Origin of the sequence: Mycoplasma nasistruthionis (assembly GCF_006228185.1) — a bacterium.
Taxonomy (GTDB): domain Bacteria; phylum Bacillota_I; class Bacilli_A; order Mycoplasmatales; family Metamycoplasmataceae; genus Mycoplasmopsis; species Mycoplasmopsis nasistruthionis.
The window spans coordinates 165,614-178,718 of record NZ_CP040825.1; the positions used below are offsets into that span (position 1 = coordinate 165,614).

A 13,105-nucleotide genomic window follows, 5' to 3' on the forward strand; every position below is an offset into this window, starting at 1 on the left:
TTTAATTCAAAATTATATGGAACTTTTTGCACAATCCTGCAATTTATATATTAGTAGAAAAAATTTATACACATAACGCTATATGCTTATTAATGGCATATGGCGTTTTATATTCTAAATTTGATTGTGGTCTTTCGCTGTTGTATCAACTAACGAAATTGTTAATCAAATTATACACTTTTGAAAATGTCATTTCTGAAGTATTGTAGAAATCAAAAAGTTCTCGTTGAAAAATAGAAAATAAATACTCAGATGGTCTGTTTGCTAATGAATTTCCTTTAGGTGACATTGATTGCTTAATACTGTGAGACTCCAGAAATTCTTTTAATTCATAATTTGCGTATTCAATACCATGATCACTGTGAAAAATTCGCGGACTAAAACCGTACTTATCTAAAGTACTTTTCAAAAGATTTATAGTTGATTGAGCAGTTCTATCGTCAGACAATGTTCAACTTAAAACAGAATTAGAAAAAGTTTCTGTAATAACATGTAAATATTTTCATTTGTTATCGACTTTTACAAACTTAATATCTGCATGAAGTTTTTCGCCAAAATAACTTGATGAAAAATCACCAGCTATCAAGTCTTCTGTTCAGACTTTTTTAAACTTATCTTCTTTTGGAATTTTATTTGTTTTCTTATTTGTGTAAGCTTTAGATTTATAACCTGTTTTTAGATAATTTATTCAAAATACATAAGAAGACACTTTTTTACGTTTAGTGCTTAAATACTTATGATAAAGTTTGTCTCTGCCAATGACTTCACCTGACTTTTGTGCTTCGTTCAGAATTCAATTCATCAATTTTTTATCTAAATATTTTTCAGTTGGATCTTTCTTGGTTTTCTTTTGATAGTTGTTATAAAATAAGCTTCTTGAAAATCCAAAAATATCTGACATTTGTTTAATGTTTATTGATTTAAAATCTTTTTCTTGATATTCTTTTAATCGCTTTAATATTTCAGATTTTTTGATTCCGTGATCTTCGAATATTTTTTCAACTATTCATTGATAAGCATTTCTTTCGTTTTCACCTAAATCGTTAAGTGTCATCTTTTTTGATTTGGAAGAATTATTCTTTTTCGATTTACCTGTTTTTGATTTCAATAACATAATGTCTATATTATAAAGTTTTGTCCAGTTTCTAATAAGTATTCAGCCATAACGATAAATTATTAATTTAGTTTTTCCTTTTGATTTATATCTTTGTTGTCAATATTCATCTGCAAAAGTTTTTGATGCAAACGCTAGCCCGAATTGTTCATTTAGTTTTATGTATTTTAGTTTTTCCTCTAATGTAAATTGTTTTTGTGACATATAAAAACACATCCCTTCTTAATGAATGAATGTGTACATAATTTTTTCTACTAGTTTACAATCCTGCAATTTATGCAGATTTACTTTTAGTCAATAAATTTGATTTTTTTACAAAAGTTTAATAAAACCACTAAAAAACCAGCAAAATTTAACTTTTTTCCTAAAAACTATTATAATTTTAATACTTTAATCAAATTTTGTAACTTCAAGGAGGTTATATGAAAAAAGTACTTTTATTAGATAGCCATTTGGTAGCAGATTCAGTTTCATATACACACAATATTTTGGCAAGTATTGAGCAAAAAGTCAAAGCCAAAGGTTATGATGTAACTAAGTATGACTTAAACGAAACTCACGGCCACACATTTTTAACAAGCAAGAATTTCCCTGCTTATTATCAAGAAATTGATTCAGATAAATGAATTAATTTACTAAAAGAGACTGATACACTAGTTATTACAATGCCAATGATTAACTTTGGTCCAACAGCTGTTGTGAAAAACTTTATCGATTCTATTTCAGTAGCAAACAAAACATTTAGTTATAAATATTCTAAAAAAGGTGATGCTATTGGCTTCTTAACTAATTTAAAAGTTGTTATCGTAGCTTCTCAAGGTGCTCCGGAAGGTTGATATACATGAGGTAATCATGTTTCATGACTAGAAGGTACATTCAAATTCCTAGGTGTAAAAGAAGTGGAAGTATTAAGACACTTTGGAACTAAAGTAGCACCATTGAGCGAAACTTCGCCTCAAGATACACCACAGTTAATCGAAGAAAAGATTAATAAAATTGTAGAAAGTATTTAGAGAAAATGAAAAAAGTAATTTTATTAGATAGTTATATTATTTCAAATCAAAATTCATATTCACACAATATCTTAAACTTAATTGAAAACAAATTGACTTCAAGAGGTCATTTGGTTGAAAGGTATGACCTAAATAAAACTCATAGCAAAACAGTTTTATCAGCAGATAATATTTCAACTTATTATAATGATATAGAATCTGACAAATGAATTGATTTATTAAAATCATCTAATGTTTTAGTAATTGGTATGCCAATGGTTAACTTTGGGCCTGCTACTGTAGTAAAAAACTTTATTGATTCAATAGCGATTGCTGAAAAAACTTTCAGTTATAAAAATTCAACAAATGGAATGCCGGTTGGTTATTTAGACAACTTAAAAGTTGTTATTGTTGGAACACAAGGTTCGCCAGAAGGTGCAACATTCGGTCAAAGTCATGTCGATTGATTAAAATCAGCTTTAACATTTTTAGGTGTTAAGGATTTTGAAGTAATTAAATGCTTTGGTACATCACTGTCACCGCATTCTGATTTAACAATGCAAGAAAGCGTTAAATTATTTGAAAATCAAGTTGATAAAATTATACAATCAATCTAGAAGCCGAAAACACCATAAATACTATGGTGTTTTTAATATAATTTAATTACTAGGACAAACATGAACTGAAGAGAAAGAATTAAAAAAGAATCAACAGGACCAGGTGTTTATAATTGAATTAATCAAAATGGTGAAGTTATTTATGTAGGTAAGGCTAAAAACTTACGTAATCGACTAAAACAATATGCTACCGGAAATTATCATTCGTATAAAATACCAAAAATGGTATCTGAAATAATTGATTATAAAGTTTATTACACAGATGATGAAGATTTAGCTTTAATAAAAGAAAAAGAACTGATCCAAAATATCAACCCAAATATAACATTGCACTAGTCGATTCATCTAAGCGTTATATGTATATTAAGGCAGAATTAAACTCAAAAAATATTATTACTGTCAAAAGGGTTTATGAAAGCAATGTCAAAAAAGGCAATCCAAAGAATGTTCAATATTTCGGACCTTTTTCGCAAAGCAAAATAACAGATGATTTCGCTAAATATATACAAAGACTTTACTGCATTGACCAAGCAAAACCAAAAGTTTTTACCAACATAGAGCAAGCACATGAAGTCATGAAAAAAATAGCAAATATTTTCAAATTTAACAATCCTGAATTCATTAAAGATTTAAATAATTTATTAGAGTTTTTAATTTCTATCTCTGCTTTTGAGGAATGTGCGGTTATTGATAATGTCTTAAAGCAATATGACATTTGAAAACAAAACATGCATCATTTAAATTTAATCAAATATGGTTCAATTGATGTATTTTCGTTTATTCCTATATATGATGATAATCAAATGCAAATCGGTTTATCAGCATCAGTAGTAAATTATACTGATGGAGTACAGTATAAATATGAATTAGAAATATTAAATCAGCTGGAAATTTCAGATGAAATTATTTCAAATTACATTCAGAATTTTTATTTAAATCATAGACTACCTAAAAATATTTTAATTAGTTATGTAAACGATGTTGAACTGATGATTGATTCACAAATTCTAAAATTAGTCCATTATCCGCAAAAAGGTGCTTTAAAAGATTTGTTAGTTTCAACTAAAATTTATCATGAAAAAGAACTGAAAGCCAACTTGAATAATTCATATAATGTTAAAACTCAGTTTTTAATTAATTGAGGCAAGCTGCAAAATGCACTAAATAAGGATTTTATCCGTTATTTATTTATTTTAGACAACTCTTTTGACACAAGCGGTCAAAAATATTATTCAGGTGCCGTTCAATGTTATTCATCAAACGGATTAAATGACAAGTTGTCTAAATCTTTTAAAAACGATCAATATCTAAGTTTCTTAGATAAAAAAGGCGACAACATGCAAATGTATGCTACAGCAAGTCAATACTTAAGCTTTTTAAAGAAAAATGATTTTAAATTAACTGCTAATCATGTGTTTATAGCTGATGGTTCACTCCAACAAATTAATCAAATCAAAATAGCTTTAAAAGAAGAAGGTTACAATGATGTTTCCGTTTTTGGTTTAGTCAAAAATGACATGCATAAAACTGAAAAATTAATTGATGATCAAGGTAATATCATCCAAATAGATGCATCATTAAAACTAATGTTGTTTAGAATGCAAGAAGAGATAGATAAATTTGCAAAAAATGCCATGAAATTCAATAAGCGGAAAGGAACATTTAAAGCATCATAATTCACTATATTTAGTGAATTTTTATTGTCAATTTTTGCTTAATTAAAAATGTGGGAAAAAATAAAAACAAGCACAAAAGTGCTTGTTTTTGTAAATTTTGGATATAAAATTGAACATTTTTCTAGTATAAAACTATTTAAATATTACACAATAATTATAATATATTCAATTTAAATTTATTAAATAATTATTGTTTTTTTTGTTGCAATCTTTTGTTAAATCTATCGATTCTTCCAGTAGCTTTAATTGTAGCTCTTGTCCCTGTGTAAGCAGGGTGGCATCCTGAACAAACGTCAACTGTAAATGCATTTCTTGTAGATTTGAATGCATATTCTTTGTTACATGTTGAACAAGAAACTTTAACTTCATGATATTGTGGGTGAATATTTTGTTTCATAATTTCTTCCTACCTAACTATTTTGAGTAGAACTCAACAACTAGAGCGTCCTTGATTTCTGAGTGAATTTCGTTTCTTTCAGGTAAACGATCTAATTTAAATGAGAAGTCTTTTCTTGTTAATCATGCTGCTGGAGCTTTAGCTTCTAGAGCTTCAGCAATTTGCTTGTTTGTTCTTGATTTTTCTTTTAGTTCAACCGTTGAACCTAATGAAATTGACATTGAAGGGATGTTAGCTTTTTTACCATCTACTGTAAAGTGGTTGTGGTTAACTAGTTGACGAGCTTGTCTTCTTGTTGTAGCAAATCCAGCTCTGTAAACTAAGTTATCTAGACGAACTTCTAATAATTGTAGTAAGTTTGTCCCTGTAATCCCTTTAGCTTTAACTGCTTTTTGGAACACTTTTCTTAATTGTTTTTCGCTTACACCAAATAAGTATTTAACTTTTTGTTTTTCATATAGGTGTAATCCGTATTCTGATAGTTTAACTCTTTTATTTCCGTGTTGTCCAGGTGCGTAAGTTCTTTTTTTACCTTTAGCAAACTCTTTTCCTGTTTCAAGAATTGAGAATCCTAAACGACGTGATTTTTTAAACACTGGTCCAGTATATCTTGACATGTTTCCTCTTTCTGCATAAAGCACGAGGGCTTGTTTCTAATTAAATAAAATTCAACTTAATGCTTTCGGCGTTTAGCAGCTCCCCTACTAGCAAAATATTTAAATGTCGAATTTATTTTTAATCATAACAAACTGCTGTTTATGCTTATTTATTTTATCAAATTCGCAGTTAAATAATAATATTATTATTTAATATTTTTAAACAGAAAAACCCCTAAAAATAAGGGTTTTATAAAATTATCCAACTAATGGATTTAAAACTTCTGCTTCATCTGAAGTTTTATAACCTTGTAAAACATTTGCAACTGTGTATTGTAAATATGAAGTTAAATTACGTACTTGATGATTTAAGTTTAGTGTTGAATTAGCATTAAATGCTGGTTGAACGTTAAATAATTGATCAAAGTTTGTATCTGCAAGAGTTTTTGTTGCTTCTAAAAGAGCTCTTTGATTATCGTTTAATGATGATTCGTCTGCTTTTAAAGCAGTGTAAGCATCTTTGACTGTCTTGACTAAATCTTTTAATGAACTAGAAGCTTGAAACGCTGTTAAACCATCTCTTCATGTAGCAGCTGTAGCATCAAAATACTTCATAAAATCATTTAAATTAGCACTTTGTTCATATTGTAATTGACTAGCTGAAACTAGGTTTGCATAAGCTGATAATAAACCGGCTTGTGCAGCTGCATTATCTTGGGCTGGTTTATCTTTTAAACCTGTACTTAAAGCTAAAGTAGCATCTACAAGAGCTTTAGTTTTAGCATGTGTAGTGTCATAACCTTCCATAGCTTTAAGAGCATTAATTTTTGTTGATAAATCTGAGTTTTCAGCAAGTTTATCATTTAATGATTTTAGAACTTGATAACTTGCGTTTGTACTTGCTAAAGCACCTTTAAATGCATCAATTCTTGTCTTAATGTTGTTGTAGTTTGATGCTAATAATTCATTTACTTTGTTTAATTTTTGTTGTTCTTGATCTGCTGATAATCTTTGTACGTATTCACGTGAAGCAATTAATAGGTCCATTCTATTAGCAATTAATGAAAACATTTGAACTAGTTGCATCATTGATTTTGACGCAGCTGAAGCTTCTAAATTATTTGCATATCTACCTTTTAAGTTTCCTGCATTAGCTTCTAAAAATCTAGCTAAATCATTTGCTGAACTTTCTGATTTTGGTGCAAATAGAGTTTTATAAGCACCAAATAAAGAATAAATTGTTCCTTCGCCTACGTTTGAAACTGCTTGAGAAACATAGTAATGATAGTCATATTTGTTTTGTTCAGTTAAAACACTGTCAGCAAAATCACTTAATTCAACAGCTTTAGCAAAATCTACTAAGTACATTAAAAATTCTTTTGCTTTTTCATTAAATTTGGTTCTAGCTGATAGATAATCATTAGCTTCGGCTGTATTGCTTTGCACTTTACTTGTTAATTCTGCTGAACCCATAAAGTTCAATAAAGCACCTAATTTAGCACCAAATTGTGATTTAAATTCATTATATTTAGCAACACGTGTGTCGTTACCTGCTACATATTTATTTAAAAGAGCTGAAATTCCTGTGTCAGTTGATGCGTCTGAAAATACATTTTCTGAACTTACATTTAAAGCACCTCTTAAAATATTGGCTACTTGGAATCTTGTTCCAATGTTACCTGACACTTTAGCGCCGAAACCTTTTAAAGTTTCAGCATTAACTGAAAATTGTTGTTTAACTTCAGAATTTTCAACTCCATTTCTGCTTGTGTTTTCTTTATTTACTGTTTTCTTACATGAAATAGCAGCTAATGAAACTGCAACCGGAATAACTGCAGAAACTGCAATTAATAATTTTGTAAATCTTTTTTTCATAATAAATCAAAATACTTTGTATTTTGTCCTTTCTTTTCATAGCCTTCTTATGTAAGATTTTTTGGCTAACTTAATTATACTTTATTCAATAACTTTTTTACTGCTGAGTAATATAGTAATTTATAAGAAGTGTTTAGTTGCACAAATTAAAATTCCACCATACATGGAATAACAATATTTATGTTGTGTTATAAAAATATTTCTGATATAATAAAGTCCATGTTTAAAAAATCACTAAATGATGCAAAGAATTTCTTTAAAAAAGGAAATATCTTATTATTAGCGGTTGGTTTCTTATTTGGGGTTGTATTCAACGCTGTTGTTTCATCTCTAGCAAACGACATTATCATGAGTGCTATTTCAAAAGCCTTCGGAGCTCAAAGCTTAAATGACTGAGAAGTTGGAGGAATGTTAGTAGGTAAATTCTTAGGAACAGTAATTAACTTCATTATTGTTTCATTAGTTTTATTTGCTATTATGATTACATACTTCATGATTAAAAACTACAAAGAATCAAGAAAACCTGTCGTTGTTGCTGAACCAGCTCCAGTTGTTCCTACAACAGAAGAGCTAATTTTAGCAGAACTAAAAGAATTAAACCAATCAATGAAATCAGAAAAATAAAACTACACTTTTCAGGAGAAAGTGTCAGTAAAAAATAAAAAATCGCCTTGTCAGCGATTTTTTTGTTTGCTTTTTTGAGAATTTAAGCAAATAAAAATATTTTTGTATCAAAATTTTATCTTGTAAAATTACTAATTTTTATAAATAAAAATTAGGTTTAACTTTATCTGAAAAATATTTTCATAATTTAGCTAATGTTCTGGAACAATATGCAACAAAAATAAATTTAAATAAATTTGTTAATTTACAAAATTTTTGTTAATAAATTATTGTAAAATAATGGTGGATAGTGGGAGGAAGTGGAATGTACGGTACACACACAAGAAGTATTGACGACAAAAAGCGTGTAGTCTTGCCACCGAATTTTAAAGAGCAGCTTGGTGAAACTTTTTATCTGTCAATTGGTTTCGACGGTCATGCTGAACTTCGTTCAGCTCAAGAGTTTGATTTATATAAACAAAACATTGAAAACAAATCACGTTTTGACTCAAAAGTTCGTGTAGTTGCTAGATATATTTTTGGTAAAACTTACGAAATGAAACTTGACTCACAAAGCCGTATTAGCATTCCTAAAACTGTTTTCGAAGAACTATCCATTGTTAAAGAAGTTGTTTTTGTTGGTGTTGGTTCAATTGTTGAACTATGACCAAAAGAAAAATATCAAATGCTTGAGGCTCAATTTGATGCACAAACAATCGCTGATATCGCTCAATTAATTCAAGGAAAAAATGAATAAATTACATTACTCAGTTTTATTAAATGAAACAATCGATTCATTAGGCATAAATCCAGAAGGGATTTATGTAGATTTAACTATTGGAATGGGTGGTCATTCATCAGCTATTTTAGCAAAATTGACTAATGGTCATTTATATGGATTTGATAAAGACTCTTATGCTATTTCTCAAACACAAAATAGGCTAGAACAAATTTCTTGAAACTTTACTTTAATTCAAAGTGATTTTAAAGATATTAAACAAAAACTAGCTCAATTAGGCATCTTTAAAGTAAATGGTATTATTGCCGATTTAGGTGTTTCATCACCACAATTAGATCAAGCACAACGCGGATTTAGTTATAACAAAGATGCACGTTTAGATATGAGAATGGATCAAAGTCAAAGCTTAGATGCATATTATGTTGTCAACGAATATCCTGTAGAAAAACTGGCAAAAATCTTTTGAGACTACGCTGATGTAAAACTCAACCAGAAAGTTGCTAAAGCCATCGTCTCAGCACGCCCTATAACTACAACATTACAATTAGTTGACGTCATAAAATCAGCATATCCAGCAGCATTATTACGTCAAAAAAATCCAGCAAAAGCTATATTTCAAGCGATTCGAATTGAAGTAAATAATGAGCTAGATTCATTAAAACAGCTTCTAACAGATGCTTTAGATTTATTAGAAGTTAATGGAACTTTGAGTATTATCACTTTCCATTCACTTGAAGATAAATTGGTTAAGGAACTTCAAAAAGAAATAACTACTTCAAAAGTTCCATCAAAAATGCCAATTCAAGAAGTTAAAAATTATTCAATTAAGCAAGTTAAACCTTCTAAACAAGAGCTTTTAGAAAATAAAAGATCTAGAAGTGCTAAATTAAGAATAATTAAGAAATTGAAATAAAACAAAGGAGGTATTTATGAATAAGCATATTGCGGTGTTTCATCTTCAAAAACAATCATGCAATTTTGAATTAGTTAATTTTAATAATTCATCTTATTTCTATGTACCTCTAAACAACGATGTTTTGTTAAATAAGATAACTTTTTATTCTTGAAAAGAATGATATCAATGATACAAAGCAATCGTGTTTCAAATCAAACAATTGTCTAACTTACAAGTGGCAATTGTTGTTGATGATGACTTATTTAAGTCAATTAGTTGTGAAGTTAAAATTAATAACTTTACTAAAAATCCTAGATATAACTATGTCAATGGTTTTTTTGAAGTTGATAAACAATTTCAAACACAAAAACAAGAATTAAATACTTTATTCAATATTTCTACTTTGAAATATTCAACTCTTTTAAATGGTATTGAAAAAGACTATTTACATTTTCCGCATGATCGAGAATTTACTAGTTTAAAAGAATACCATAGTTTGCTTAGTGCTAAAAATTCCCAAGACTGAAGTGTTATTAAACAATTACTTCAGTTAAACTTAAAAGAAAATCAAGTCAAGATTTACTTAAAATCACAAGTTAATGCTAGTCATTATCCAGATTTAGCTAAGCAAGCAGTTGTTGTTGATTTAAATGACAACTATTTGGGTATTTATGCTTGTTATAATAAGTCAATTATTTACTATGACAAAATCGATTTTGATTTTGACAATATTTTGACTAAAATGGCTAATACAAATCATATTAGCATTAAACTTCTTAAAGATTTTTTAAGAAATTTACAATTGCAAGATTTTAGTGAATTTGATTTAAACACATATAGTTTTGGTTTATATAATCCTAATTATTTAGATGAATCATATGAAGTTGATTTGCAAAATCAACTAATTGAGGACTATAAAAAATTCATTGACGGAATCTTAAATTTCATTTACAAAAATGTTAAAAAAATCCAAGCAATACAGTTAATCAACAATTTACAATTTATTTCCTTTACTGGAAATGCTTTATTTACAAACTTAGTTAAACAATTATTTTTAAAAAACCACCAATCAGACTTAGAAATTGAACTTTCAGTGATCGACTTGAATAAAAATAGTGGTAATATGCTATTTGAATTGGAAGATTCAATCATTCAACAAACAATATTGATGTCTAACAATATGGAAGTTGAAAGTAATCAAAACAACACTGTGGCAAGCAGAATTGTTTTTGCTTTACCAAAAGAACCATGATTTGTTGTTAAAAAATGATTCAAGTCTAGGTTGTTACATAAATAATGAATAACACAAATAAAAACAGGTTAAAACAAGTTGTAATTTTAACCTGAGGTAAACAAATAAGTTCATTAAAAAATTCTAAAAATTTAGATTTTATAACATTTAATATTCCCTTCCAAGTTTTGGAAAATTTATCAAATGATGCAGATTTGTATAAATATTTAACTGATAATTTGAAAGTTGCAAATTCGGATTTATCAGAATTAATATTTTTAAATGTTTTTAATTTATCTCAAGTTGAATTTAATAATACTTTTTTAAAAAAATTGTTCAATAAAATTTTTACGTTTGTATTTAAAAACCTACATGGAATAAATATTTCACTTATTGATAATAATGTGATTTTGAATTTCTTAGATTCATACTGTAATGCTAACTTTTCAACATCTTTTTCAAGTTTAAATCATCAATTAATAATTTTAGATGAATTATTAGCGGATAATTCCGTTTTAAATAAAAACCAACTACAAACTTTGGTTGGTTTAAATTTAAATAATTTATTTATGTCTTATGCAGAATTAGTTAATCAATCTGAATTTAAAAAGCCTTTAAAAATAGATGAACTTAATTCAATCGACAGTCAACTACAAAATCAAGAAGATAGTTTTTTAAACTACTATTCATATCAATCAAACAAAAAGATTGATATTCTGATTCTATAAACAGTCTATTAAATAGTTCTATTTTTCACAAAGCAAGCAATGAAAATATTGCTTTATACTTAACCTTAGTATACGATAAAAAAGCAAACAAAGAGCTATTTAAAAAGTTTGTTGCTAATTTATTTAATAAACTTAATCAAACAAATAAGTTGACTAAAGACAGTTTTTTCCTTAGTTTTAAACCTGTAAATGTTAATCCAAAATTCCCATTTTTTAAAGTTCAAGCTTTTATTTCATCACCTTACTCTCCTTTTTTAAGAAGTGAGTCAATGCAAAAATTTCTAAATTCTTGCTTAAAAGCGCAAACATTGTTTAACAACAACGAAAGCCCTTTTGCATATAGTTTATGCCAAAACAATCAATTTCAAGATACAAGCTTAGATTTTCAACAAATCACTAGACAAGTGGATGGTTTGGAAAAACACAATGATTTTCCTCAGCGGATAAATATTTCAAAATTCAACAAAACTCCTAATTATAAAGATTGATATAAATAATCAATTTCTAAAGCAGTTTACTAAATGGTGTTATGCACCATTTTTTATTTTGCTAAAATATCTATAAATTTAGGAAATTGCTTAAATTATCATCATACTTTTATATAATTTAAATAACTTATTTATAGACAAAAGGATCTAAATAATTATGGAAAAACAAACTATTTTAAGTGGTATTAAACCAACTGGTGATTTAACATTGGGTAATTATATTGGTGCTATTAAAAACTTTGTCAAATTACAAGAGCAATATAATTCTTATGTTTTTGTGGCTGATTTACATGCTCTAACAACTGGTTCGGTTAATCCTAAGGAACTTTTAAAAGCACGTAAAACTACAGTTGCACTTTATTTAGCTTGTGGTTTAGACCCTGAGAAAAACGTTATATTTTATCAATCAGAAGTACCAGCTCATGGAATGATGCAATGATTGTGTACGAGCGAAACAACAGTTGGTGAATTACAACGGATGACGCAATATAAGGATAAATCTTTAAAATTAAAACAAGCTAATGGAACTAATAAAATTCCAACAGGTTTATTAATGTATCCAACTTTAATGGCTGCTGATATTTTATTATATAATCCTGATTTAGTTCCAATTGGTGAAGATCAAACGCAACACTTAGAATTAACACGTAATATAGCAGAAAGATTTAATTCAAAATATAAAACTAAGTTCACTTTACCAAACGGATATGTGCCTCCTGTAGGTTCAAAAATCAAATCATTAACCAATCCAGAAGTTAAAATGTCTAAAAGTGAACATGGTACAAAATCAACCATTTATTTATTAGAAGATCCAAACCAAGCATATAACAAAATTTTAAAAGCTGTTACTGACTCTGAAAACAAAGTTTATATTTCAAAAGACAAGCCAGGAATTTTAAACTTACTTAATATTTATGCAGCTTTAAATGATTTAACCTTACAAGAAACTGAAGCTTTATTTAAAGACAAGAATTATAAAGAATTTAAAGAGGCAGTTGCTGTAAGTGTTAAAGAGTTGTTAATCAAAATTCAATCAAATTATCAAACAGCTTTAGCTCAAATCGATGTTGTTACATCGCAAGGAGCTGAAAAAGCAAGCCAAATAGCAAACTATCATTTAGCAAAATTAATGCAAAAAATGGGATTTTAGGAGT

Annotated in this window: 15 protein-coding genes; 11 read left to right on the forward strand and 4 right to left on the reverse strand. The window is 27.8% G+C overall.

The genetic code is table 4. The features are described 5' to 3' along the window. Window positions 1–64 precede the first annotated feature (64 nt). On the reverse strand, window positions 65–1,318 hold the full coding sequence (locus tag FG904_RS00680) for a DDE-type integrase/transposase/recombinase (protein ID WP_158290323.1): 1,254 nt from the start codon (window positions 1,316–1,318) through the stop codon (window positions 65–67). Window positions 1,319–1,536: 218 nt separating this feature from the next. On the opposite strand from FG904_RS00680, the gene FG904_RS00685 reads away from it, so the two are divergent. The 4 genes from FG904_RS00685 to FG904_RS00700 are packed head-to-tail and all read left to right on the forward strand — an operon-like array spanning window position 1,537 to window position 4,399. After that, window positions 1,537–2,127, forward strand: coding sequence for an FMN-dependent NADH-azoreductase (locus FG904_RS00685; RefSeq protein WP_139592018.1), 591 nt, complete (start codon window positions 1,537–1,539; stop codon window positions 2,125–2,127). Between the two features lie 5 nt (window positions 2,128–2,132). Continuing rightward, entirely contained in the window at window positions 2,133–2,723 is a 591-nt protein-coding gene (locus tag FG904_RS00690) for an FMN-dependent NADH-azoreductase (protein WP_139592019.1), read from the forward strand. A gap of 60 nt (window positions 2,724–2,783) precedes the next feature. Next, window positions 2,784–3,059 carry a GIY-YIG nuclease family protein gene (locus tag FG904_RS00695; protein WP_139592020.1) on the forward strand — a complete coding sequence of 92 codons (276 nt, stop codon included), beginning with the start codon at window positions 2,784–2,786 and terminating at the stop codon, window positions 3,057–3,059. Between the two features lie 20 nt (window positions 3,060–3,079). Then, window positions 3,080–4,399, forward strand: a complete 1,320-nt coding sequence (locus tag FG904_RS00700) for an excinuclease ABC subunit UvrC (RefSeq protein WP_139592021.1) — start codon at window positions 3,080–3,082, stop codon at window positions 4,397–4,399. 187 nt (window positions 4,400–4,586) lie between these two features. On the opposite strand, the gene rpmE is transcribed toward FG904_RS00700, so the two are convergent. From rpmE to FG904_RS00715, 3 genes are all read right to left on the reverse strand, one after another. Next, window positions 4,587–4,796, reverse strand: a complete 210-nt coding sequence (gene rpmE / locus FG904_RS00705; protein ID WP_139592022.1) for a 50S ribosomal protein L31 — start codon at window positions 4,794–4,796, stop codon at window positions 4,587–4,589. 17 nt (window positions 4,797–4,813) lie between these two features. Further along, complete coding sequence (gene rpsD, locus FG904_RS00710; RefSeq protein WP_139592023.1) at window positions 4,814–5,413, reverse strand: 30S ribosomal protein S4; 600 nt, start codon at window positions 5,411–5,413, stop codon at window positions 4,814–4,816. Window positions 5,414–5,650: 237 nt separating this feature from the next. Beyond that, window positions 5,651–7,267: a hypothetical protein gene (locus FG904_RS00715; protein WP_139592024.1), complete on the reverse strand. Its 1,617-nt coding sequence runs from the start codon at window positions 7,265–7,267 to the stop codon at window positions 5,651–5,653. Window positions 7,268–7,486: 219 nt separating this feature from the next. Between FG904_RS00715 and FG904_RS00720 the strand changes: the two genes are divergently transcribed. From FG904_RS00720 to trpS, 7 genes are all read left to right on the forward strand, one after another. Next, window positions 7,487–7,891, forward strand: coding sequence for a large conductance mechanosensitive channel protein MscL (locus FG904_RS00720; RefSeq protein WP_139592025.1), 405 nt, complete (start codon window positions 7,487–7,489; stop codon window positions 7,889–7,891). A 289-nt stretch (window positions 7,892–8,180) separates the two neighbouring features. Then, complete coding sequence (locus FG904_RS00725) at window positions 8,181–8,627, forward strand: division/cell wall cluster transcriptional repressor MraZ (RefSeq protein WP_246051810.1); 447 nt, start codon at window positions 8,181–8,183, stop codon at window positions 8,625–8,627. After that, window positions 8,620–9,522: a 16S rRNA (cytosine(1402)-N(4))-methyltransferase RsmH gene (gene rsmH, locus FG904_RS00730; RefSeq protein ID WP_139592026.1), complete on the forward strand. Its 903-nt coding sequence runs from the start codon at window positions 8,620–8,622 to the stop codon at window positions 9,520–9,522. The genes FG904_RS00725 and rsmH overlap by 8 nt, the downstream gene beginning before the upstream one ends. A gap of 16 nt (window positions 9,523–9,538) precedes the next feature. Continuing rightward, window positions 9,539–10,801: an MAG3720 family protein gene (locus tag FG904_RS00735; protein WP_139592027.1), complete on the forward strand. Its 1,263-nt coding sequence runs from the start codon at window positions 9,539–9,541 to the stop codon at window positions 10,799–10,801. Next, window positions 10,801–11,463, forward strand: coding sequence for a hypothetical protein (locus tag FG904_RS00740; RefSeq protein ID WP_139592028.1), 663 nt, complete (start codon window positions 10,801–10,803; stop codon window positions 11,461–11,463). The genes FG904_RS00735 and FG904_RS00740 overlap by 1 nt, the downstream gene beginning before the upstream one ends. Window positions 11,464–11,732: 269 nt before the next feature. Beyond that, on the forward strand, window positions 11,733–11,960 hold the full coding sequence (locus FG904_RS00745; protein WP_139592029.1) for a hypothetical protein: 228 nt from the start codon (window positions 11,733–11,735) through the stop codon (window positions 11,958–11,960). Window positions 11,961–12,108: 148 nt separating this feature from the next. Then, window positions 12,109–13,101 (forward strand): tryptophan--tRNA ligase, encoded by a 993-nt coding sequence (trpS, locus tag FG904_RS00750; RefSeq protein ID WP_139592030.1) that lies wholly within the window; start codon window positions 12,109–12,111, stop codon window positions 13,099–13,101. Window positions 13,102–13,105: the final 4 nt, after the last annotated feature.